Below are 23,553 nucleotides of genomic sequence, written 5' to 3'. Positions count from 1 at the left end.
TCGGGGCATCGGTCGGCGGGTCAGGGAAAACTGACGGAGAGTCACTTCGGTCGGTGGAATTTGGGGATTGGGGCTGCGGTACCGTCACGGACGGTGCGGAATTGTTATTTGACGGACCGTCAGATTTCTCCTTACCGTGGCCGTATATCCACGTCTGGATCAAGGAAACGACGCCACCCCGCTCCCGGGACGGCGTGCCTTGTGCTTCCCGAACGCAGGAGCGTCCCGTGCGAACCGTGAACTCGACACCCCTCAAAACCCGCCTGGTGCGCCGCGCGGGCGTACTCGCGGGCCTCGCCGGCCTGACGCTCGGTGCCACCGCGTGCGGTGGTGGCGGCGACGACGCCGGCAGCGGAGCCTCCGGCTCGATGACGGTGCTCATCACGCAGGAGGCCAAGGGCATCGACCCGATCATGACCACCGTGTCGTCGCTGACCGGCGGCAATCAGGCCGCGGCCGTGTTCGACATGCTCTTCTGGATCAACCCCAAGACCGGCAAGGCCGAGCCGCAGATCGCCGAGAGCGCGACCGCCGGCGAGGGCAACTCGGTCTGGACGATCAAGCTCAAGCCCAACGTGAAGTTCTCCGACGGCACCGCGCTCGACGCCGAGGCGGTCAAGTTCAACTGGGAACGGCACGCCGACCCGGCGAACCGGTCGGTGCAGTTCACCGCCGTCAAGGGGATGAAGTTCGACGCGGTCGACGCGCAGACCGTCAAGGTCACGCTGCCCGCCCCGAACGCCCACTTCGACCTGGTCGTCGCGCACAACCTGGCGTTCATCGGTTCGCCGACGGCGATCAAGGCGGACCCCAAGCTGTTCGCGCAAAAGCCGGTCGGCGCGGGCCCGTTCAAGCTCAAGACGTGGATGCGCGACTCGCAGCTCACGCTGGAGCGCAACGACTCGTACTGGAGCCAGGGCAAGCCCGCGCTCAAGGAGTTGATCTTCAAGCCGGTGATGGACCAGAAGCAGCGCCTGGCCGCGCTGTCCTCGGGCCAGGCCCAGCTCATGACGACGGCGCACTTCCCGTCCACCGAGCAGGCGCGCAAGGACGGCATGACGGTCACCCTCGATCCCAAGAGCGGTGGCTTCATGACCATGTTCGACACGTCCAAGCCGCCGTTCAACGACGCGCGCGCCCGCCGCGCGTTCGCGTTGATCATGAACCCGGACGACCGTAACCAGACGATCCAGGGTTCGCCGGGCCAGACGCTCAAGACCCTGTTCCAGCCCGCGTCGCCGTTCGCCAACCCGGACGCGGTGTACGCCACCAACAACCGGGTCGAGGCGCAGAAGCTGCTCGACGAACTGGCCGCCGAGGGCAAGCCGCTGAACTTCACGTACACCACCAACAGCAGCGCGAGCGCGCGGCTGACGGCCGAGTACTGGCTCACCCAGATCGGCAACATGAAGAACATCACGATGAAGACCGAGTTCCTCGAGGGCGCGGCCTACATCCAGAAGGTGTTGATCAACAACGACTTCCAGGCCTCGGAGTTCGTGATCACCTTCGACGAGCCGGAGCCGGTGCTGTACAACTTCACCCACTCCAAGGGCTCTGAGAACCGCACCAAGTGGAACGACCCCGTCGTGGACAAGGCGCTCGACGACGCCCGCAACAGCGACGACGCGGCGGTGCGCAAGGCCGCCTACCAGAGCGTGCAGGCGGAGATCGTCAAGGAGGTCCCGTTCTTCTCCTACGAGAAGTCCTTCGCGGCGGCGGTCCAGGGCAAGAACACCAAGATCGAGGGCCTGGCGCTGTTCGAGGACGGCCTGATCCTCTTCGACCGGATCGCGCTCAAGTAGTCGCACCCGACGCCGACCGGGCCGACGCAGTGAAGTGACGCCACGTCAGGGACGTACCCACGGTACGTCCCTGACGTCGTCTCAGGTGAACCCGGGCCGGCTGCACCCGGCCCCAAGCGGCTGCGGGCCGCTCGGATCAGCCGCGCGGCGCGGCCCGGATGAACAACGCCTCGGCGTCCGCGACCAGTTCGCCGTCGGCGTACGACCGGGCGGTGACCCAGGCCTTGCGCCCGTCCACGCGGGTGACGCCGGCCTCGTAGTCGATGCGCGTGTACAGCGGCGTCGCGCGGCGCATCCGCACGGTCAGCCACCCGGTCATCCCGAGTGCCCCCGCGCCGGACTGCGCGCAGCCCATCACCTCGTCGAAGGCCGCCGCGACATAGCCGCCGTGCACGCGCCCGTACGGCCCCTCGTACGCTGCGCCGAAGGTCACATGCGCCCGCACCAGTTGCCCGTCGCCGGTGATGTGCAGCGGCGGCGCGAGTGGGTTCGCGGCGCCCACGAGCGGGCCGCGTTCGTGCAGCGCGAGATCGCGCGAGGTCGGTGTGCGCTCGCCCACACGGGCCAGTGTGGCGATGCGATCGGCCAAATCTGATACATCGTCAGCTACGCTTTCCAGCGTGCTCTCGGCACCCTCCGGGTCGACCGACTTCACCGCCTCGATCAGGCGGCGGGTTGCCTCGGCCAGCCGGTGTCGCGCCGCGCGTCCGGCGCTGTCCGGGTCCGGGCGCGGCGTCCAGGTCAGGCGCAACTCGCGCAGTACGTCGTCCGGTATCGGCGGTGGGGCGAGGGCCTCGTCGGGCTCGCGGGTGTCCGTGGGTTCGCGGGCGGCGGCGGTCATGACGGCTCCTGGGTCGGAGTGGCCTGGCTTCGGCCGGGCGAATGGCCGATCATTGCATGTAAAGAGAACGAGTTCTAGTTTTGACGGGCTGCCGTCGCAGGCGGCGCCGTCGTCGTACGGAATCGCAGTCACAGTAGAGGAGACGTCATGCCGATCGATGCCGCGAAGGCCACCGGAGCCGAGCCCCGCACGGGTGAGATCGCCTGGTCGAACAAGGACGTGATCCTCTACCACCTGGGTCTGGGCGCGGGCACGCCCGCCACGGGCGCGGACGAGTTGCGCTACACGTACGAGAAGAACCTGCACGTGCTGCCGACCTTCGCGACGGTGGCGGGCACCAAGGTCGGCGGCAGCCTCTCCGCGCTGCCCGGCATCGACATCAACCTGCGCGCGGTGCTGCACGGCGGCCAGGAGATCGTCGTGCACAACCCGCTGCCGGCCAAGGCCAAGGGCGTGAAGGCGACCAGTCGGGTCGCGGACGTGTACGACAAGGGCAAGGCCGCCGTGATCGTGCTGGAGTCGTCGGCCGAACTCGAGGACGGCACCAAGCTGTACGACTCGCGCGCCGAGATCTTCGTGCGCGGCGAGGGCGGCTTCGGCGGTGAGCGCGGGCCGGTGACCAAGATCGACGTGCCCGAGCGCGCGGCCGACCACACCATCGATGTGCCCACCGGCGCGGACCAGGCGCTGCTGTACCGCCTGTCCGGCGACTGGAACCCGCTGCACGCCGACCCGGACTTCGCCAAGGCGGCCGGCTTCGACACCCCGATCCTGCACGGGCTGTGCTCGTACGGCCTGACCCTGAAGGCGGTCGTGGACAACGTGCTGGGCGGCGACGTCTCGCGGGTCAAGCGTTACCGCACCAAGTTCGCCGGCATCTTCTTCCCGGGCGAGACGATGCGCGTCCGGGTCTGGGAGGAGGACGGCAAGCTGCTGATCAACACCTCCGCCGTCGAGCGCGACGATGCGATCGTGCTCTCCGACACGGTGGTGGAGTACACGTCCTGACGACGCGTCCTTGCCGAAGCGGCGCGGTACGCCGGGGAACCCGAGGTCGCCCCGACCTCGCGACCCCGGCGCCCCGCGCCACACCCCTCCGCCACGCGATACGCCCCACCCCGCGCCCGAACCCGCGGCCCCGCCCCGGGGCCGACCCACATCACCGGCCCGAGCGTCTTCGCCGCGCCCGGCCCCACCGCCGTGCCTGCCCGAGCGACAGGCCCGCCGCCACCTTCGCCCCTGTGCGGCCGCTGCCCGCCGCCGCGCCGACCGCGCCGCCTGCGCCCGCCACTGCGCCCGCCCGGTCCCACCGCCGTTCCCCTCCACGCCGTCGCATGCCCGCTCGCCCCACACACCGCAGCCCACGCCGGCAAACCGCCCGCACCTGTCGCCCCGTTCGCCTCGACTGCGCGGGCGCGCGCCGCTGAGCCCTCCCAGGTCCCCACCTCCGCGCCTGTCCTAGCTGTACGCGCCATCGCCCCCGCGCAGTCGACGACCGGGTCACTTCGAGCCCCGTCCACCGTCGCGTCCGCCCTGCACACGCTGTGCGTGCGCCGTCCGCACCTGCGACCGCATCGGCATGCTGCTTGCACCCGCACCCGCACCCGCACCCGCCTGCCCGCCTTCGCACCCGCGACCCCGCACGCCCCGTCCGCTACTGCGCCCGCCCGGGTGCACCGCGTCCGCCCCCGCCATCCCGTCCGCCCCGCATCCGCCGCGCGTGCCCTGCGCTCATCCGCGCCCAGCGTGCCTGCGCTGCCGCCCGCACTGACGACGCCGCGCGTCCGCCCGCATCCGCCCACGCTCGGCGCCACGCCTGCGCCTCGCCCGCCCACACCCGAACCGCCACACCCGCCCCGTCGCCGTGCGCACCCGCCGTGCCCGCGGCGCCCGTCGCCCGCCGCCCGCCGCCCGCGGCGCCCACGGTGCTCCCGCCCCACGTCGTTCGTGCTCGTGAGCGCAGCGTCGGGCGGCGAGTGGTCGACGGTCGGGTGTGTGACCTTGCCTTGTCCCGGGTCCGATGCCTTTCGCCTTCTCGTGGGGGCGGATACCTTGACCGTGTCATTGGTCTTGAGTCAAAACGAGAACAAGTTATAGTTCTTGACCGGGCCAAGTATTGGTTCGCAGAAAGACGAGGGAGCCCCCATGCGCGCAGCGGTTCTGCACGAGACCGGCCAGGACAAGCTCGACGTCCGCGATGACGTCGAGGCCGTGGGCATGGGCCCGGGACGCGTGCGGGTCAAGCTGCACGCGACCGGCGTATGTCACTCGGACCTGTCGGCGATGACCGGCGTCCTGCCCCAGCCCGCGCCGTTCGTCCCCGGCCACGAGGGCGCCGGCGAGGTGGTCGAGGTCGGCGACGGCGTGAGCACCGTCGCGGTCGGTGACCGGGTGATCATCTGCTGGGCGCCGCCGTGCGGCGTGTGCAACTACTGCCGCGGCGGCCAGTCCAACCTGTGCCTGGCCGGCTTCATGAACGCGGGCACGCAGAACTTCACCTTCGGCGGCACCCCGTCGTACGGCTTCACCGGCACCGGCACCTTCGCCGAGGAGGTCGTGGTCGCCGCGCCGTGCGCGGTCAAGGTCGCCGACGACGTGCCGTACGAGATCGCGGCGCTGATCGGCTGCGGCGTCACCACCGGTGTCGGCGCGGTGTTCAACAGCGCGCGGATCGAGCCGGGCGCGTCCTGCGCGGTGATCGGCGCCGGCGGCGTGGGCATCGCGGTGATCCAGGGTCTGCGCGCGGCCGGTGCCGCCGAGATCGTGGCCATCGACCCGGCCGAGTCCAAGCACGTGTGGGCCAAGCAGTTCGGCGCCACGCACGCGATCACCCCGGACCAGGCCGCGGACGCCAAGCGCGACCTGACCGCCAATCAGGGCTTCGACTACGTCTTCGAGGTGGTCGGCAAGTCGTTCACCGCGCGCAGCGCGTACGACCTCACCCGCCGCGGCGGCGACGTGATCATCGTCGGCGCGGGCGCGATGGACGACAACGTCTCGTTCAACATGTTCGAGCTGTTCTTCGACCAGAAGCGCATCATCGGCAGCATCTACGGCGGTGGCGACATCGTCTCCGAGTACGAGCGGATCACCAAGCTGTGGCGGGCCGGACGGCTCGACCTGGAGGCGATGATCACGCACCGCCTCACCCTCGCCAACATCAACGACGCGTTCGACCTGATGAAGAGCGGCGAGTCGATCCGCACCATCGTCACCCTCTGACCGAGCAGCACCAGAGCCCCAGCAAGCGGCGCCGTAATCCGCAGCCCGCCCACCCGAGACAACGGGTGGGCGGGTGGGCACGACAACGCCCACGCCAACCAAGACGCGACCGCAGCAAAGCCACCGACCCCACGGGAGTTACCGCATGACCACGTCGCTGGATGGCAAGGTCGCCGTAGTCACCGGCGCCGGCCGGGGCCTCGGCCGCGCCGAAGCCCTCGAACTCGCGAAGCAGGGCGCGGCCGTCGTGATCAACGACTTCGCCCCCGAAGGCAGCCCCAACCCGGCCGACGACGTCGTCGCCGAGATCGTCGCGGCCGGTGGCAGGGCCGCCGCCCACCGCGGCGACGTCTCCGACTTCGACGCGGCGGGCAAGCTGATCCAGCTCGCGATCGACACCTTCGGCTCGATCGACATCGTGGTCAACAACGCGGGCATCCTGCGCGACCGGATGATCTTCTCGATGACGGAGCAGGAGTGGGACTCGGTCCTGGCGGTGCACGCCAAGGGCCACTTCAACACCACCCACCACGCCTCGAAGTACTGGCGGGAGAAGTCCAAGGCGAGCGGCGGCGCGGTGTACGCGCGGGTGATCAACACCGCGTCCGAGGCGTGGCTGGCCGGCTCCGCCGGGCAGCCCAACTACGCCGCGGCCAAGTCGGCGATCGTGGGCCTGACCATGTCCACCGCGAACGCGCTGGTCAAGTACGGCGTGCGGGCCAACGTGATCTGCCCGCGGGCGCGCACCAGCATGACCACGCACGTGTTCGGCGAGAGCGCGAACAACATCGCCGAGGGCGAGATGGACCCGCTGGCGCCCGAGCACGTCGCGCCGCTGGTCGCCTACCTGGCCAGCCCGGCCGCCGAGCAGATCACCGGCCAGGCCTTCGTGGTGCACGGCGGCTTCGTCGCGGTGATCGAACGCCCCACGCTCCAGGCCAAGTTCGACTCGAAGCAGGCCACCTTCACGCCGGACGAGCTGGACCAGGTGCTCTCCGCGCACTACGCGGACAAGAAGCTGGGCGCCGGCTACACCGCCGACGACCTGCTCTTCCTCAAGCGCGACCCGCGCTGATTCCCGATCCGCGGGGCCGGGGGCGGCGGAATCGCCCCCGGCCCCGCTTTCGCCCGCACCGTTGACACGTGTCGTGACGCGGCCGCGCAGGGCTCCGCGCGGATCGCCGCGATCGGGCCGCGGCCGGCCGGCCGCCGGTCCGAGGGGCATCTCTCGTACCGCACCAAGAAGGGGCTCCCCGTGCTGACCTCCGCCGACGACTTCCCGATCCACCAGACGCCCGAGCCGGTGGCCACGCCCGCCACCTCGGACCGCAACGCGTACGACCGCTACTGGTTCAACGGCTACGACCGCGACGGCGCGTTCTACTTCGCGTTCTCGCACGGCCTGTACCCGAACCGGTTCGTCGCCGACGCGCACTTCACGATCAGCGTGGACGGCGTCCAGCACAGCCTGCACGCGTCCCGCCGGGCGCCGCTGGACCGGTTCGACCTCACCGTCGGCCCGGTCGGGATCGAGGTGCGCACGCCGCTGAAGGTGCTGCGGGTGTACGTCGAACCGAACGAGCACGGGCTGGGCTGCGACCTGACCTTCACCGCGCGCGCCGCCGCGATCGAGGAGGAGCGCACCACCACCCGCAACGGGCACCACGTGATCATGGACTCGACCCGGTTGACCCAGCTCGGCGTGTGGTCGGGGACGGTGACGCTGCCCGGCGGCCGGATCCTGGAGATCGACCCGGCGACCACACTGGGCACCCGGGACCGCTCGTGGGGAGTGCGGCCGGTGGGCGAGCGGGAGGGCGGCGCGCCCAAGCCGTTCAATCCGATCCTGTGGTTGTGGACGCCGATCCACTGGGCGGACGAGGTCAGCCTGTGGGCCTCCTTCGAGCGCGCGGACGGGCACATGTACCACGTGGACGGCAAGCGGGTCGCCGCGACACCGCTGGGCACGCTGCCCGACCCGGCGGATGTTCCGGTCCCTGAGGACCAGCCCGTGTTCGAGAAGCTGACGCCGCATCACCACGCACTCACCTGGGTCCCGGGCACCCGGCGCATCCAGGGCGGCGAGTTCCACATGACCGACGGCGCGGGCGAGCCGTTCGCCTACCGGATCGAGCCGATCGGCACCCGCGGGCTGCTCGCGGGCCTGGGCTACCTGCACTCCGAGTGGGGCCACGCGGTCTGGCAGGGCGAGCTCAAGGTCGGCTACGAGAGCTGGGAGCTGGACAAGGTCGACCCGCTGCAGTTCGACCGCCAGCACCAGCAGCAGGTGATCCGGGTGACCGAGCTGACCGGCGCGGGTCGGGTGGGTGTCGGGGTGGCCGAGCAGTTGTTCTTCGGCCCGCACGAGCCGTACGGCTTCACCGAGATCCTCGACGGCGCCTGAGTCGGCGGGCTGGACGCGCCCGAGAGGGCGCGTGGGACGGAGCCCGGGTTGGGACCGCCCGGCGGCGCGCGGGATCGGGTCGGGTCAGCGTCAAACCCGGCCCCGCGCGTTCTCCTCGGCGCGGACGGGCTTGCGCTCGAACCAGCCGACCGGGTCGGTCGGCCGCTGCTCCCACGCGCCCACCAGATCGCGGTACAGCGCCGATTCGGCGAGCAGTTCGTGATGGGTGCCCAGCGTCGGCCGGTTGCCGTCCATGAGCAGGATGCGGTCCGCGCGGCGGGCCGAGTCGATCCTGTGTGCGATCACCACCAGGGCGCCCGCGCGAGTCGCGAACGCCGCCTCGGCCAGCGCCTCGGTGGGCGGGTCCAGGTGGCACGTGGCCTCGTCGAGGATCACGAAGCGGGCGGGGGACAGGTACGTCCGGGCCAGCGCGATCAGTTGGCGCTCGCCGGCGGACAACGCGCCCGGGTCGGCGATCCGCGCGTCGTAGCCGCCGATCCGGGCGATCAGTTCGGCCGCGCCGACCAGGCGCACCGCGCGGTCCAGATCGGCGCGCGCGACGTCCGGGTCGAGGTAGCTCAGGTTCTCGTGCACGGATCCGGCGAAGACGTACGCCTCCTGCGGGACCACCGCGATCGTGGCGCGCAGCGCGGGCTCCGGCCAGTTCGGGAGCCGGGTGTCGGCCAGGGCGACGCTGCCCTGATCCGGCGCCAGCAGGCCGGCCAGCAGGGCGGCGAGGGTGGACTTGCCGATGCCGCTCGGTCCGACCACCGCGAGATGCGAACCGGCGGAGACGGTCATCGTCAGGTCACGGACGACCGGTTCGGCGAACGGGCCGTAGCCGAAGGTGACCCGGTCCAGGACGAGACCACCGGAGCCGGATGGGGCGGGCGCGGGGCGGGCGGCGGGCATCGGCGCGGGCTCGGTCGTCTGGGCCAGGCGGCCGGCGACCACGAGCAGTTCCAGGAACCAGCCGCCCACGGTCGCCGTCGCGGCTCGCACGGCGGGCTCCAGGTGCTGGGCCAGGTACAACGCGGCACCCGCCACCTCGCCGGTGCTCAGGGTGCCGTCGCGGACCAGCCAGGGTGCCGCGATCAGCACGGCGAGCAGCGGGAGTTGGCCGCCCAGGGCGACCACGAGCAGCCGTAGCGAGGAGGCGCGGGCGAGCAGCTTGGCGGCGCGTGCGCGGGCGTCTGCTTCGGCGCCCAGTTCGGCCACGACGCGCTCCTGTGCGCCGCACGCGACCACGTCCCGCAGACCGGCGACGGTGCGGCCGGTGTGGGCGGCGATCTCCTCGTCGGCGAGTACGAGGGCGCGCCGGCGCCGGGCCAGCGGCGGCAGCAGGCGTACGAACAACCACACGGCCAGACCGAGGGGGATCAACACGAGCGGAAGCAGGATCGGCGCGAGGACGGCGAGGCCGAGCAGCGCGGCCACGATCGTGACGCCGAGCTGGCGCAGCGTACGCAGGAGCGACGCGGTCAGGTTGCGGCAGCTCTCTACCTGCTCGGTCAGCCGAGCCACCGCCGCGTCCGCGCGCATCCCCGCGCCGGGACTCCCGGACGTCGCGTCCAGCACGGCGTCGGACACCACCCGGCGCACCAGGGTGTCCCGGATCGGCTCCACCACGGCCGCCAGGTGCGGGAACATCGCGTACGTGGCGGCAGCCCGAATCAGCATCGCCAACGCGAGCACGCCGAGCAGCACGAACCCGACACCGAGCCGCCCGGCCAGGAACCCGCGATCGAGCGCGGCGGCGAGCAACGCCCCCGACAACAGCGCGGGAATCCCCTCCGCCACCGACCACCCGAGCACCCGCCCCAAAGCCGCCCGCCGTGCCCGCAACAACCCCACCAACAACGCCTGCCCGGCCCGCAACCCACCACCGTAGGGGCCGGCACTGTGCCGCCGACGGGGTCGGGGGGCGCGGGGGGTCTGGCGGGAGTTGTGGGCCTGGTGCGGGGAGGTGTCGGATTCGGGCGGGGAGGTGTCCGGCGCGTCCGGGAAGGTGCCGGATGCGGGCGCGCAGTCGTCCGGCCCGTCCGGGGAGATATCCGATCCGGGTGTGGAACTACCGGGTCCATGACCGGAACTGCCGAGTCCGGGCAGGGAAACGTCGCTTGACTGTGCGGAGTTCTCGGGCGGTTGCGGAGAGCTGTCGGATCCTCGAGGGGAGTCGCCAAGCCCAGGCGAGGAGTCGCCGGGGGAGCCTCCCGCGTCGTCCGTAGCACCATCACCATCGCGGACGCCCACCGCTCGTCCCCGTCCCCACCACGAGCGGGCCGCACGCACGCCGGAGCCGGCTCCGCCCTGACGCCCACCATCGCCCCGCCGCCGATGCCGAGCGGGCCCACCCCGGCCGACACGACCGTCGCCCGACGGACCGTCAACCGGACCCGGCGGCGAGGGCACGTCGTGTCGGGGCGGCTCGATCGAGGGCGGGGTGTGCGCGGGAGCGCCTGGGCTGTCGCTGGGTGGAGTACGGTCCGGGGTCCCCGCGGCCGAAGGCACATCGCATCGAGTCCGCTCGATCGCGGCTCCGCCGCCGGGTGGGGTGTCCACATGGGTCGGGATCGCGGCGCCCGGGGCTATGTCGCGTCGGGACGGTTCGATCACGGGCGGGGTGTGTAGGGCAGCGCCCGGCTCGTCACTCGGCAGATCCCGCGCCGGGATCCGCACGGCCGAAGGCACATCGCATCGAGACGACTCGATCCCGGGCCCACCGGTCGGCGGGGAGTCCAAGGCGGCGCCAGGGTTGCCGCCGGGCGGAGCCTGCGTCGGGTTCCCTACCGCCGAGGGCGCATCGCGTCGAGACATCTCGGCCGAGGGCCCGGCGGTCGGCGGGGCGTCCACGGCGGCCCGGTGACTCGACCGTTCGGCCCTCCGAGTCCGCCATCGGCGCCCGCGAGCGACGGGTTCGGTCGTCACAGCCGCGTCCGCGTCCGCGTCCGCCCGCACCGAGTCATCCCCGAACTCCGCTCCGGCTCCCACCCACAACACCCGCCGCCCACCCCGACCAGGAGTTTTGCCCGTGCCTGCGTGCTCCTCCGGTGCAGGTGCGGAGAGTCCTCCCGGCTCCGAGCCGCCGCCCGCCCACAACACCCGCCGCCGTCGCCCACCCCGGCCGGCGGTCTCGGCCGCGTCCTCCCCTGGCCCGGCCGGGAGCCCTTCCGCTTCCGCACCCGCCCACGAGATACGTCGTCGGCTACTGCGGCTGAGGGCCTGAGCCGCGTCCGAGTCGTCCTCCGGCGCGGTCGCGGAGAACCCCTGCGATTCCGGGCCCGTGCCAGCCCACGGCACCCGTCGTCGCCTACTCCGGCCGAGGGCCCCGGCCACGTCTGCGCGCTCCTGCGGCGACGGCGTGGAAAGTGCTTCCGACTGCGGGTGGACGCCCGCCCGGGGCACCCGCCGCTGTCGTCCACTGCGGCCGGGGGCCTGAGCCGAGTCCGCGTCGTCCTCCGGCGCCGGCGCGGGGAGTCCCTCCGGCTCCGGGTCCGCGCCTACCCGGGGCACGCGCCGTTGCCCACGCCGGCCGGGGACTTCGACCCCGTCCCCGTTGTCCTGGATTGTGAATGCCGGGAGTTCGCGCGATTCCGGGTCCGCGCTTGCCCGGGGCACACGTCGTCGCCTACTCCGGCCGGGGGTCTCGGCCGGGTCCGCGTGCTCTTCCGGTGCGGGCGCGGGGAGTTTTTGACCTTCCGGGTGGGCGCCTACCCAGGACACCCGCCGCCCTCGTTCACTTCGGCCGGAGGACCGGCCCGCGTCCGGGTGCTCCTCTGGTGCAGGTGCGGGGAGTTCTTGCCATTCCGGGGATCCGCTTGCCCACGACGCCCGTCGCCGAGCGCTCCGCCCCCGTGCGGTTCGGGAGCGCCACCGCCGAACACGTGGGCCGGGGGCCTCGGCCGCCGGGGCATCGCCGGGGTCCGGGCCGGTGGTGTCCGAGGCACGGGAGGGGTCCGTGTCCCACCCCGGTTTCCTACGCGAGCCTTTCCCCACCGAGCCGCGAGCAGCACGGGATACCTCCTCGGGCTCCTCCGGGGCCGGCGGTTCGGCGCGACGTCGACTCGGGTCCCATACCGGAACCACCACGCGCCGGCGTCGCCCGGTGGGTCGGGCCGGGGCGGGGTTCGGCTCCGTGGTTCGGTCGTCGTGTGGCCCGTCGTCGGTCATCCGGCTTCCCCCTTCGGCCTCGGCCCCGGCAGGAACGCCGGGCTCCGTGCTGTCCTCGGCGGTGATCGGCGCCCGTTGCCCATTCCGCGGCAGCGCCGAGCGGGCCGCGTGCACGGTCACCGCCGAACACCAAGCCCACTCGCCGGCCCGGCCCGCCATCGCCGCGCGCTGCGCTTGCTCACCCGGGGCGTCCTGCCGGCCGTCGCCGTCCACCGCCGCGTGCCCTGCCCGTTCACTCGGGCCGTCCGGCAGAGCGCCGCCGCCCGCCATCGGCGCCCCGCCGCCCTCCGCCGTCGCGCACGTCGTCCGCCCGTCGGGATCTCCCCGCCCGAGGCTCTCCTCGGCCTCCACGTGTCCCGGCCGCTCGTTCGGCCGGTTCCGTGTGTGGGCGGCCTCCGGTGGTTCGTGCGTCGTTTGCTTGTTCGGGTGGTCCCACGTGTTGCCGGCTCCCTGCGGCGGGGGGCCGTGTTGCTCGTTCCGGGGCTCGGGTGGGGTGGGGTGGTGGCGGTTCGGCGGAGGTTCGTTGGTGTCGTCGGTCATGTGACCCCGTGCCTCATCGGGTCGTGTTCGGGTCGGGGGTGCGGGTGGTGAAGATCGCGCGGTAGGTGGGGTCGCTCCAGAGTTCGGCGTGGGTGCCGATCGCCTTGATGCGGCCCGCGGCCAGCCAGGCCACGAAGTCCGCGCCGGCCGCCGCGGTCGCGCGGTGGGCGACGACCAGTCGGGTGCGGCCCGCGAGCCCGGCGCGGAACGCCTCGTGGATGTGGTGTTCGGTGACCGTGTCCAGGCCGCTGGTCGCGTCGTCCAACACCAGCACCCGCGCGTCCTGTACCAATGCCCGTGCCAGACCCAGCCGCTGCACCTCACCGCCGGACAGCGCGAGCCCCTGGGTCCGGGTCGCGTAGCCGGCCGGCAACCGACGGACGAAGTCGTCCGCGAACGCCATCCGGGCCGCCTCCGTCACCGTCTCCGCATCCGCCCCGGGCCGCCCGTAGGCGAGCGCCCCCGCCAGATCCGCGCCCACCAGGACCGGCCGCGGAAACGCGTACGCGATCGCGCGCCGCAACTCGCCGCGTGCCAACCGGGTTACCGGCATTCCGTCCAGGAGCACCTCACCCTCGTCCGGCTCGCGCAACCGCCCCGCCAGCGCGGCCAGCGTGGACTTTCCCGAACCGGACGCCCCGACCAGGGCCACACACGCGCCCGCCGGCACCGTCAAGTCGATCCCGTCCAGCACCACCCGCTCCGCGTCCCGACCCGGTTCCGATACCCGCACGCTCACCCGCCGGAAGGTCAACTCGCCCCGCCCCGGCGGCAGTGTGCGTGCCGTCCCGTAGCCGGCGGGTTCGACCGCGAGCAACTCCGCCGCCCGAGTACGCCCGGCCCGCGCGTGGGCGACCCCGACGAGTGCCTCGACCTGCTCCAGGAAGCCCAGTCCCAGCGCCGCGTACCCGGCCGCCGCGACCAGTTGGCCGGGCGGGATCCGCCCCTCCGCGAGCAGCCACCCGGCGATCGACAACACGGTCAACTCGACCATCGGCGCGAGCAGCAACACCTGGGCGACCGCGTTGCGTTGGGCCCGCCACAAGCCGTGGCCCGCCGCCGACAACTCGGGCAGCGGGGCGAGGATCCGGGTGATCTCGCGATCCCGCGTGCCGCAGGCCCGGATCGTCCGGGCCCCCGCGAGTGCGTCGGTCAGCCGGGCGGCCAGGCCGCTCTGCACCACCTGGTAATCGGTGAACAGACCGGTCGCGCGGGTCATGAACAGCCGTACGACGAGCAGCCCGGGCAGCAGCCCGCCGAGAAAGCCGACCGCCAGCCACGGATCGATCAGCGCCAGCGCGACGATGCCGCCGAGCGAGGTGACCAGCGCGCCCAGCGTGCCGAGCAGCGAGGGGACCAGGCCGGCCGCGTCGGGCGCCGCGCCGACCAGCCGGGAGGTGACATCCCCGGCGGCAAAAGGATTCCGCGCGCCGGTGCCCAGATCGGTGACCTGTACCGCCAGTCGCCGGCGCAACCGCGCGGTCAGGTCGGCGGCCAGTCCGGGACCGGCCACCTCGGCCAGCACTCCCGCGAGCAACCCCAGCGCCAGTACGGCCACCAGCCGCACGGTCGGTCCCGTCGCGGAGTCGCCGCGCACCACCGCGTCCACGGAGCCGGCGACGGCCGCGGGCAGCAACAACGCGGCGATCGACCCGGCCGGGACGGCGAAGGCGAGCGTGAGGGTCGCCCCGGGCGCGGTGCGCAGCGCGGCACGGAACCCGGTGCCGGTGCGGTCCACCCGCTTCGGGGCGGTCTGCGTGGCTATCGGCACATCGGCCACAGCGTGACTCCTCGGGTGCGCGGACCGTGGAACGGGCGGCGCCCGAACGGCACCGTCGCGACGAAGAAGGACGACGAAAACGGAGAAGGAAGTCGAAGACGGAGAGGCGAAGACCGGGAGACGAAGAAGGATGTCGAAGACGAGGAGACGAGAAGCACAACCAGGACGGAGCAGCAAGACCACGCCGAAAAGCAAGACCACGCCGAAAAGCAGGACCAGGACGAAGAAGCGAAGACCAAGAAGGAGGCACGAGCGGCGTGCCGCCGGCCCGGAACCGGCCGCGATTGCCATGCTGAGGATCGGCCCGAGACCGGGAGCTCCTGATTCCGGCAGGAACTCCCGGTCCCGGGTTCGTACTTACCGGATCGACCACCGGCTGTTCGACCCCGGCTCACCGCTGCGAACAACGGTTCACCGCACGGATGCCGGTCCGTCGACGCGCACACCGCCCAACCGGCCGGCGACGCGATCCCGGAATTAGCTGATCGTGAAGATCAGGCAGGTGACGAGCAGGCAGGTGAACTGACACCCGTTGCCGCCGTGGCCGCCCAGCTCGACCGACTCGGTCTCGGGGAGCTGCTGCAGGGCCGCGAGGTCGGTCTCGATGTGCTCCATGGTGATTCTCCTTCGGGACGGTGCCGCCGTCGCGAGCGGTCGCCCGCGACGGGTGGTGCGGGGCGATTCCCCCCCTGTCGTCACACCCGGCCGGTTTGCAGGAAACCGGTCAGGCGGGCGTGGAGATCGGGTGCCCCATCCCCGGTCAGGACGTCGTGGCCCAGACCGGGAAGCTCCAGGTAGCGAAATTCGGTGCCCTCGACCCGGCCGCGGCTGAGCAGGGTGTGGCGCAGGGTCCGGGACTGGCCGACCGGGATGGTGTCGTCCCGGTCGCCGTGCACGAACAGCAGCGGTACGGCGATGCGATCGCACACCGCGACCACGTCGCGCGGACCCTGTTCGTCGGCGTACTCGGTGTCGCCACCGAGTCGGGTCATCAGCGCCCGGATCGGCACCGAGGCCTCGGCGATCAACCGCGGTCCGGACAGGAACGGTGCCACCGCCAGGCACCTCGACCACACGTTCGGCGCGAACGAGGCGGCCAACAGCGCGAGATAGGCCCCGTAGCTGACCCCGAACAGGGCTGGCGGGGCGAGTCCGAAGGCGGCCCGCTCGGCGCCGATCGTGCGGCCGATCGCGGTCACGTCGGCGAGGTCCGGGCCGCCCCACGCGCCGTGCAACTCGCCGGCGAACCGCGCGCCGTACCCGGTGCTGCCGCGCTGATTCGGCGCCACCACCGCGATGCCCGCCGCCGCGAGCCGTTGCAACAGCGGGTCGAACTCGAACCGCCATGCCGCCGCCGGCCCGCCGTGCAGGGCGAGCAGCACGTGTTCGGCCGCGCGCCAGTCCGGACCGCCGTACACGATCGACTCGACCGGCCCCGTGCCGCCGACCAGCAACTCCAGGTGGGCCGGTCGCCAGGCGGGCCGGGCCGCGTCGTCGAACCCGATGAACGGGCCCGGTTCGCCGTCCTGGCGCCACGTGTCGGGCCGGTCCGGGTCCAGCCTGGCCAGGCAACTGGGCCGATCCGGCGCGGAGTACGGGATCCGCAGCCCCTGTTCGGTCCACCGGCCGACCGCACCCAGACAACCGTCCGGCGTGGCGACCTCCACCAGCGTGCCGTCCTCGGGGGTCCACACCGCCAGCCGCGAGATCGCGCCCCGATCGAGTTGGAGCGCCACCCGGCGGCCGTCCGGCGCGATCGCGATCGGCCGCACCGCCGCGTCGGGCAGGTGTACCAGCTCCGGGAAGCGCACCTGCCCCGGCGCCTGCGCGCGGTCGGCCGGCAACCGGATCCAGCCCAGCCGGTCGCCCCCCGGCGCGTCGCTCGCGATGACCAGCAGGCCGCCGACCGGATCGGCCAGCAACAGCCGGTCGTTGCTGGCCTCGGTCAGCTCCAGGAAGGGCCGCACCGCGGCGGTCTCGAAGTCGAGGACGACGGTCTTGACCCGGCCGTCCCGCACCTGGTCCAGAGCCAATCGCCGGCCGTCCGGGTCGAGTCGGACCCCACCGCCGTACAGGCCGGACAACTCGGCCACGGGGTCCAACCGGCCGTCCTCGCGGACCAGCCACACCGTGGTCGACGGCGTCGTGTCGGCCCCGAGCGCGAGCGCGAGCGCGTCCGGACCCGGCGACGGCAGCAGCCGCAGACCGGGCAGCCGAACCGTGCCCAAGTGCCGTTCGCTGCCCGCTTCGTCGGCCTCCAGCAGGACTAACTCGTGCCGGCCGGGCTGGTGTCGACAGATCAGCACCCGGCCGTCCGGCAACGCGAGCAACTGGCTGTGCAGCCGCTCGGGCGCCCCGGTGCCCACCGGCAGCGCGCCACTGGCTCGGCCGGGCCGCAACGACCAGGACTCGACCCGCCAGGTGCCGTCGCCCGGTGTGGCCAGACACGCCGCGTGCCCGCCGTCGGCCGCGAACGACCAACTGATCCGACGCAGCGGTCGCGTCGTCACCATGGTGTTCACGCGTCCTCACCGTGCAACCAGAGCCGACCGCCGCCGTGGCCGAGCCGCAGCAGGAAGCCGAGGACGCCTGCGGTGCCGGTGCCGTACGAGGCGGAGACGCCGATCGCCGTCTCGTCGGCGGGCACCCGCAGGCCCTCGATCAGCGCGGTCCGGGCCCGGAGCTGGTCGGCCAGGTCGGCGGCGCGCGTGCGATGGCTCTCGTCGTCGAGCAGTTCGGCCAAGTCGAGTAAGAACTCGCCGTTGCCCGCGAGGCCGTGGCACGCGGCGGTGCCCGAGTGCCAGCGGGCCCGATGGACCGCCGCGCCCGCCCGCTCGGCCAGGTCGCGGTGCTGCGGATCGCCGTCCGCGCACCACAGCCGGACCAGGAAGGTACCGACGCCGGCCGAACCGCTGCACCAGTGCGCCAGGCGTACGCCCGCCGGATCGCCGGGGCCCTGCGGCCACCACGCGGTGTCGCCGTCGGCGCGCACGGTCCGGGTCAGGGTGCGGGCCGCGGCCCGGGCGCCGTCGAGGCAGCTCTCGCGGCCGGTGGCCAGGGCAGCTTCCAGCAGGAACGTGCCGACGCCGGCGACGCCGTGCGCGAAGCCGAGGTGCGCCGCGCCGGCCAGGCGCGAGTCGAAGTCCTTCGGGACCGGCCACAGGGTCAGATCGCCGGCCTGCCGGGCCGCGCCGAGCAGCGCGTCGGCGCACGCGACGACGCGCTGCCGGAACCGCTCGTCGCCGGTCGCCCGCCACATCCGGACCTGGAGCAGACCGGCCCCGGCGGCTCCGTGGCACACATCCGGATTGGGCCACGTGATCGGTACCCGCAGGGCCTCGTCGACGGCCGCGGCGGCGAGCTTCTCGTCGCCGAGCAGGGCCGCCGCGTCCCGCAGGGCCCACGCGGTGCCGGAACGCCCGAAGTGCAGGCCGGGCAGGACCACCGGTTCGGCCGCCGCCCGATCGCGCAGCCACGCCGCGCCGTCCTCGACCGCGCGGTGCAGCGCGTAGCGCAGTCGGGGTTCGAGCGTGGTGGTGTGCGCGGCCCGGGCCAGTACACCCAGCACACCGGCGGCGCCGTACTGCACGCTGCACGGATCCATCGCCGCAGCGCCGGCCGTCATCGGCCACAGCCGATCCACCCGCCCCGGCGTCATCGTCGCGATCAGGTGGGCGAGCCCGTCCAGGAGCAGCGGATCGTCCTCCGGCGGCTGCGGATGCGGCGGGACCTTGTCGCCCTCGGTGTCCGGATGCGGCCGAGGTCCGTCCGGCGCGTCCTGGCGCCCGGCCACACCGACCTCGGCACCGGCACTCGCGCCCGCGAAGCCCCGACCGTCGTCCCTGCCACTCCCGCCTTTCGGCCCGGCGGCAGCGCCGTCACCGCCGTCCAGCCCGGCCACGGCGCCGTCATCACCGTCCCGGCCGACAGCGACGCGCTCCCCGGCGTCCACGCGCTCCCCGCCGCCCCGACCCTCGCCCGCACCGTCGTCACCGTCGTCACCGGAGACACCCACTCCCGAACTCGGGCCCGAGCCGGAGCCCGCCCCGACCCCGCCATCCACCCCCGCGACGTACGCGCCCAACCGCTGCACCGTCCATCGCGCCGTCGGCTCCTCGTGCCACAGACCGCGGATCGCCGGCGCCAGCCGCCGTGCCGTGTCGCCCTGCCGTGCCGCCAACTCCAGCCACGCGCCCAGGCGTTCCACCGTGCTGCGGTTCGCCCCCACATCCTCGGGCAGGGCCGGGTCGGCGCCGGTGGCCAACAGGAAGAACAGGCCGCCCAGGCTGTACAGATCGGCGGCGGGGTGCACGGGATGCCCACCGTCCGCGGTGGGACGCTGCTCCGGCGCCCGATAGCCGGGAGTACCCGCCGCACCCGCCCGGGAGCCGATCTCGGCGGCCAACTCCAGGTCCACCAGACGCACCGCGTGGTCCGGCCCGACCAGGACGTTCGTCGGCGACAGGTCGCGGATCACCAGGCCCTCGTCGTGCACCGTCCGGACCAGTCGGATCAGTTCCTCGACGATGCCCCGGGCCCGCGCCCAGGGCACGTCCGGGTCCTGCGCGTGTCGGCCGACCCAGGTGCGCAGCGGCTCGCCCGGAACCCGCTCCTGGGCCAGGAAGATCGTCTCGGCCTCCTCCACGAGCGCGACGTGCCGAGGGGTGAGGCCGGTGTGCGCGAGCCGCCGCATGAGCATCGCCTCGTGCCGCAGCGCGGCGCACGCGTCCCGCCCGGAGCGGTCCACCTCGATGTGCGCGCGGGCCTGCTTGACCACGACGTCGGTGTCGTCGGTGGTGTCCCGGCCGACGAAGACGCCGCCCTTGGCCGAGTGCCGCAGCGCCGCGGTGACCGCGAAGCGGCCCGCGATCAGCACCCCCGGGGGCCGGGCCGGCGCGGGCGCGGCGGCGGGCGCCGAACGGGCCCGCCGCAGCAGCGGATCCGGCGCCCACGGCGGCGGGGTGAACCAGGCCTCCCGGGCGTCGTCCACGGCCAGCCCGTCGGGGTCGGTGAGCACCGCCCGGTAGCCGCCGTCGTTGCCGAGCACCGCACGTCGGCCGAACCCGCCGTAGCGGTAGTGCACGACGCTGCCCGGTCGACACGGCCGATCGGAGAGGATGCCCGGCCCGCTCAGCTCGCGCGTCACCTCGTCGAGCGCGTCCACCAACTCCATGAACTGCTCGTCGTCGTCGGGATAGACGGTGATGAACTTGCCCGCCGAAGCCCGGTCCGCCTCCCGCGAGTTGAGCATCCGCAGCCGCTCGGTGTCGCCGGCGAACTTGAACGCGACCCGGCGCGGCAGGAGCACGTCGCAGACTCGGCCGAGCACGTGCGGGGCGTCGCCGGTGCGCGCGCTGACGTGGATCTTCCAGCCCTGGGCGCGGGCCGCGTGGCCCGGCGGTCGTACGGTGCACCAGAAGTCGTCCGAGCGCACGTCCCACCCGGCGCCGGTCTCGGCGGGGTCGGGCCGACCGGCGTGATCCTGTTCCCGGGCACCGACCGCAAAGCGGTCGAGCGCCGCACGGACGCGGTCGACCAGGTTCGTACCCGGCGCGCCGTGGCCGCCGGTGCGCTCCGCACGGTGCCCACGAGTCGTCGTCGCCATCCCTGGACTTCCCCCTCGACTGTGCCCTCGCGCCCCGGTCGGCGATGCGCGTCGCGCTCGTCGACCGGTGCCCGGAAACGGTTGTCGAACGACCGTTGTGACTCGGTCGCCGACATGGCGCCCCGCCTCGGATCGCTCCCCCCGGCGGGACGGCATGACCGTACGCAGCGCGTTCGGGCCACCTCAACGAGTTGCGGCAGCCTTCACCCCTTTGAGTGAAGTGACCCGCATTGAGGGTTGGTTGGTCAGTTGATCTGCATATTTCCGAACAGTCGACATCGGCGCAGGTCAACGGGCTGGCATGGGGGCAACCATGCGGCTGGGAATGGGCTGATCGAGTTACTCGCCGATTCCGCGCTGTTGGGCCAGGATCGCGGCCTGGACCCGGCTGCGCAGGCCCAGTTTGGTGAGGATCCGGCTCACGTGCGTCTTGGCCGTGGCCTCGGCCATGTCCAGGTGTTCGGCGATCCGCTGGTTCGACATGCCCCGGCCCAGGCACGCGAGCACGTCGCCCTCGCGCGGCGTGAGCGACGCGAGCGCCTCGGCGCCCACCTCGGGCCCGTCCGCCGGTCCCGGGCGGGAGGGGCTCGCGAACGCGTGGATCAACCGGCGGGTGACCTCCGGTGCCACGAAGCCGTCACCGCGCGCGACCAACCGGACCGCCTCGACCAGGCGTTCGGCGTCCACCGTCTTGAGCAGGAAGCCCGCGGCGCCCGCGCGCAGCGCGCCGAACACGTATTCGTCCAGGTCGAACGTGGTCAGTACCAGGACGTCGAGCCCTTCCGCGGTCAGCTCGCGGGTGGCGCTGATCCCGTCCAGGCGGGGCATCCGCACGTCCATCAGCACCACGTCCGGGCGCAACGACCGGGCCAGTTCCACCGCGTTCTCGCCGTCGACGGCCTGGCCCACCACCTCGATGCCCGTTGCCGCGTCCAGGATCAGCACCAGTCCGGCCCGGACCGCCGCCTGATCCTCGGCGACCAGCACGCGCAAGGTGTCGATGTCGCTCACCCGGTCCCACCCTTCGGCCCCAGCGAGGCGTTGTCTCCGGCGCCGCGCACCACGTCGTCACCGCACGGGAGTTCGGCCCGTACGTACCATCTGCCGTCGCGCGGCCCCGCCTCGAACACGCCGCCGAGCAGCGAGACGCGCTCGGACATGCCCACCAGTCCCGCACGGGCGCCGGGCAGTCGGGTCACGTGCTCGGGATCGATCCCGTTGTCCCCGATGATCACCACGTCCTGGGCACGATAGGCGAACACCATGCGCAACCGCTGCGGTGTGGCGTGCTTGAGCGCGTTGGTCAGGGTCTCCTGGACCACCCGATAGGCGGCCAGGTCGACGGGCGTGGGCAACTCCCGCACCACGCCGGTGACCTCGATGTCGACGATCAGCCCGGCCCGGCGCACGTGTTCGACCAGCCGATCGGTCTCCGCCAGACGGGGTACGGACACCGGTTCCTCGGGGGTGTTCTCCGAGCGCAGCAGGCCGATCATCCGGCGCATCTCGGTGAGCCCTTGCAGGCTGCTCTCCCGGATCACCTCCAGCGTCTCGCGCAGCCGGGCCTCGTCCATGCTCCTGACCGACAGCGCGGCGGTGGACTGGACCGCCACCGCGCTCAGGTGGTTGGCGATCACGTCGTGCAATTCGCGCGCCATCCGGGCACGTTCGGCGACCACGGCGGCCTGGTGGTCGAGTTCGGCCAGCCGCGCGGTCTGGGTCGCGCGCAACCGTTCCACCTCGGCCTTCTCGCGGTGTTCGCGCACCGAGAAGCCGGTGAGCACGGGGGAGATGCCGACCAGTCCGATGTAGAAGATGGACAGGACGAAAAGCCGGAACTCGCGGGTCACCGCCCAGACCGTGCCCGCGCCCAGGATCAGCGCCACCACGTTGCCGTACAGCAGCCCGAACGCCAGTCGCGACGTGCCGTACAGGCACGCCGCGTACAGCACGTCGGACCACATGATCAGGCCGCCGATGGAGGGCCCGAGCGCGATGTCCACGCTCTCGCAGGCCAAGCCCAGGAACACCGCGAAGCGCGGCGACGTGCTGCGATGGCACTCGGCGACGGTCAACGGCAGCAGCGGCAGCAGTCGGAACCACCGGTTCGGGTCCCACGCGCCCCAGATCAGGTAGGAGTTGGTGACGAGCAGGACGAGGGCGCCCGCGAGGACCACGCCGCCGATCGCGCAGTCGCGGCGGATGGGCGGCGCGAGGCCGGGGAGATGGAAGGGCAGGGGGCGCTGCCACGCCGAGGTCGGATCGCTCACGCCCCCATCCCAACATCATTGGGGCGGACATGCCGACCGTCTGCGCCGAGCGGCGCGATGATCGTCCTGATTGATGCCGATTCCCACTACTTCGGCTGAAAGCGAATGCCGCCGTCGAGCCGGATCACCTCGGCGTTGAGGTAACTGTTGGTAAGCAACTCGTACGCGAGCGAGGCGAACTCGTCCGGGACGCCCATGCGCTTGGGGAACAGCACCTGCTGCCCGAGGGTGTCCTTGGCCGCCTGCGGTGCGGCGGCGAACAGCGCGGTGTCCATCGTGCCGGGTGCGATCGTGTTGACCCGTACGCCGATCGCGGACAGGTCGCGCGCGACGGGCAGTGTCATGCCGGCCACGCCGGCCTTGGACGCGCCGTACGCGGCCTGGCCGATCTGCCCGTCGAAGGCGGCCACCGACGCGGTGCACACGATCGCGCCGCGCTCGCCGTCCGCCTGCGGCGAGGCGCTCGCCATCGCGGCGGCGGCGAGCCGGACCGCGTTGAAGGTGCCGATCAGGTTGAGCCGGACGATGAACTCGAAGGCGGCGAGCGGGTGCGGCGTGCCGTCCCGGGCCACCGTGCGGGCGCCCATCCCGGTGCCGGCGCAGGAGACCAGCGCGCGCAGCGGCGCGACGGCGACCGCCGCGTCCACCGCGGCCTGCATCTGCTCCTCGTTCGTGACGTCGGTCGCGACGAAGACGGCGCCGGCGCCGATTTCGGCGGCGACCGCCTTGCCCCGCTCCTCGTTCTTGTCCGCGATCACCACCGAGGTGCCGCCGGCCGCGAGTCGGCGGGCGGTCGCCTCGCCGAGCCCGGAGGCCCCGCCGGTGACGATCGCGGACGCGCCTGTGAGGTCCAGCATGAGCGTTCTCCCCTCGCCTGTTCTTGACTGAAGCAAGCTATTGCATGGAAAGGGGAGGC

At 72.8% G+C, this 23,553-nt stretch carries 14 protein-coding genes; 5 read left to right on the top strand and 9 right to left on the bottom strand.

Annotated features, from left to right (window positions below):
- The first annotated feature begins 227 nt into the window (after positions 1–227).
- The gene (locus tag ACIRL2_RS02260; RefSeq protein WP_402229504.1) at positions 228–1,805 is read left to right on the top strand and encodes an ABC transporter substrate-binding protein; all 1,578 of its coding nucleotides are present in this window, start codon (positions 228–230) and stop codon (positions 1,803–1,805) included.
- A 136-nt stretch (positions 1,806–1,941) separates the two neighbouring features.
- Here the strand turns inward: ACIRL2_RS02260 and ACIRL2_RS02255 are convergent, their stop codons facing one another.
- Positions 1,942–2,646: a PaaI family thioesterase gene (locus tag ACIRL2_RS02255; RefSeq protein WP_395869459.1), complete on the bottom strand. Its 705-nt coding sequence runs from the start codon at positions 2,644–2,646 to the stop codon at positions 1,942–1,944.
- A gap of 147 nt (positions 2,647–2,793) precedes the next feature.
- On the opposite strand from ACIRL2_RS02255, the gene ACIRL2_RS02250 reads away from it, so the two are divergent.
- The 4 genes from ACIRL2_RS02250 (at position 2,794) to ACIRL2_RS02235 (ending at position 8,272) form a co-directional block, all read left to right on the top strand.
- The gene (locus ACIRL2_RS02250) at positions 2,794–3,654 is read left to right on the top strand and encodes a MaoC/PaaZ C-terminal domain-containing protein (RefSeq protein ID WP_395869457.1); all 861 of its coding nucleotides are present in this window, start codon (positions 2,794–2,796) and stop codon (positions 3,652–3,654) included.
- 1,137 nt (positions 3,655–4,791) lie between these two features.
- Complete coding sequence (locus ACIRL2_RS02245; protein ID WP_395869455.1) at positions 4,792–5,868, top strand: Zn-dependent alcohol dehydrogenase; 1,077 nt, start codon at positions 4,792–4,794, stop codon at positions 5,866–5,868.
- Between the two features lie 145 nt (positions 5,869–6,013).
- A complete protein-coding gene (locus ACIRL2_RS02240; RefSeq protein ID WP_395869453.1) occupies positions 6,014–6,943 on the top strand; it encodes a 3-oxoacyl-ACP reductase in 930 nt (309 codons plus the stop codon).
- A gap of 180 nt (positions 6,944–7,123) precedes the next feature.
- The gene (locus tag ACIRL2_RS02235) at positions 7,124–8,272 is read left to right on the top strand and encodes a hypothetical protein (protein ID WP_395869451.1); all 1,149 of its coding nucleotides are present in this window, start codon (positions 7,124–7,126) and stop codon (positions 8,270–8,272) included.
- A gap of 90 nt (positions 8,273–8,362) precedes the next feature.
- Here ACIRL2_RS02235 and ACIRL2_RS02230 read toward each other — a convergent pair whose 3' ends face one another.
- From ACIRL2_RS02230 to ACIRL2_RS02195, 8 genes are all read right to left on the bottom strand, one after another.
- Positions 8,363–10,150: an ATP-binding cassette domain-containing protein gene (locus ACIRL2_RS02230; protein WP_402229501.1), complete on the bottom strand. Its 1,788-nt coding sequence runs from the start codon at positions 10,148–10,150 to the stop codon at positions 8,363–8,365.
- A gap of 2,845 nt (positions 10,151–12,995) precedes the next feature.
- A complete protein-coding gene (locus ACIRL2_RS02225) occupies positions 12,996–14,762 on the bottom strand; it encodes an ABC transporter ATP-binding protein (protein ID WP_402229499.1) in 1,767 nt (588 codons plus the stop codon).
- Between the two features lie 477 nt (positions 14,763–15,239).
- On the bottom strand, positions 15,240–15,377 hold the full coding sequence (locus tag ACIRL2_RS02220; RefSeq protein ID WP_020549100.1) for a VenA family class IV lanthipeptide: 138 nt from the start codon (positions 15,375–15,377) through the stop codon (positions 15,240–15,242).
- 80 nt (positions 15,378–15,457) lie between these two features.
- Positions 15,458–17,275 carry an alpha/beta fold hydrolase gene (locus tag ACIRL2_RS02215; protein ID WP_402229631.1) on the bottom strand — a complete coding sequence of 606 codons (1,818 nt, stop codon included), beginning with the start codon at positions 17,273–17,275 and terminating at the stop codon, positions 15,458–15,460.
- A gap of 5 nt (positions 17,276–17,280) precedes the next feature.
- Positions 17,281–20,367: a lanthionine synthetase LanC family protein gene (locus ACIRL2_RS02210; RefSeq protein ID WP_402229497.1), complete on the bottom strand. Its 3,087-nt coding sequence runs from the start codon at positions 20,365–20,367 to the stop codon at positions 17,281–17,283.
- A gap of 339 nt (positions 20,368–20,706) precedes the next feature.
- On the bottom strand, positions 20,707–21,378 hold the full coding sequence (locus ACIRL2_RS02205; protein ID WP_395869443.1) for a response regulator: 672 nt from the start codon (positions 21,376–21,378) through the stop codon (positions 20,707–20,709).
- Positions 21,375–22,637 carry a sensor histidine kinase gene (locus ACIRL2_RS02200; RefSeq protein WP_395869441.1) on the bottom strand — a complete coding sequence of 421 codons (1,263 nt, stop codon included), beginning with the start codon at positions 22,635–22,637 and terminating at the stop codon, positions 21,375–21,377. The genes ACIRL2_RS02205 and ACIRL2_RS02200 overlap by 4 nt, the downstream gene beginning before the upstream one ends.
- 86 nt (positions 22,638–22,723) lie before the next feature.
- Positions 22,724–23,491 carry an SDR family NAD(P)-dependent oxidoreductase gene (locus tag ACIRL2_RS02195; RefSeq protein WP_402229630.1) on the bottom strand — a complete coding sequence of 256 codons (768 nt, stop codon included), beginning with the start codon at positions 23,489–23,491 and terminating at the stop codon, positions 22,724–22,726.
- Between the last annotated feature and the right edge of the window lie 62 nt (positions 23,492–23,553).

Source organism: Embleya sp. NPDC127516 (assembly GCF_044765325.1).
Taxonomy (GTDB): Bacteria; Actinomycetota; Actinomycetes; order Streptomycetales; family Streptomycetaceae; genus Embleya.
This window is presented reverse-complemented; position numbering and strand designations above follow the sequence as displayed.

What these genes read in the sequence shown, in the direction of transcription:
- ACIRL2_RS02255 (WP_395869459.1), bottom strand. Translation starts at nt 2,646, where the DNA reads ATGACCGCCGCCGCCCGCGAACCCACGGACACCCGCGAGCCCGACGAG.
- ACIRL2_RS02250 (WP_395869457.1), top strand. Translation starts at nt 2,794, where the DNA reads ATGCCGATCGATGCCGCGAAGGCCACCGGAGCCGAGCCCCGCACGGGT.
- ACIRL2_RS02245 (WP_395869455.1), top strand. Translation starts at nt 4,792, where the DNA reads ATGCGCGCAGCGGTTCTGCACGAGACCGGCCAGGACAAGCTCGACGTC.
- ACIRL2_RS02240 (WP_395869453.1), top strand. Translation starts at nt 6,014, where the DNA reads ATGACCACGTCGCTGGATGGCAAGGTCGCCGTAGTCACCGGCGCCGGC.
- ACIRL2_RS02220 (WP_020549100.1), bottom strand. Translation starts at nt 15,377, where the DNA reads ATGGAGCACATCGAGACCGACCTCGCGGCCCTGCAGCAGCTCCCCGAG.
- ACIRL2_RS02215 (WP_402229631.1), bottom strand. Translation starts at nt 17,275, where the DNA reads ATGGTGACGACGCGACCGCTGCGTCGGATCAGTTGGTCGTTCGCGGCC.
- ACIRL2_RS02210 (WP_402229497.1), bottom strand. Translation starts at nt 20,367, where the DNA reads ATGGCGACGACGACTCGTGGGCACCGTGCGGAGCGCACCGGCGGCCAC.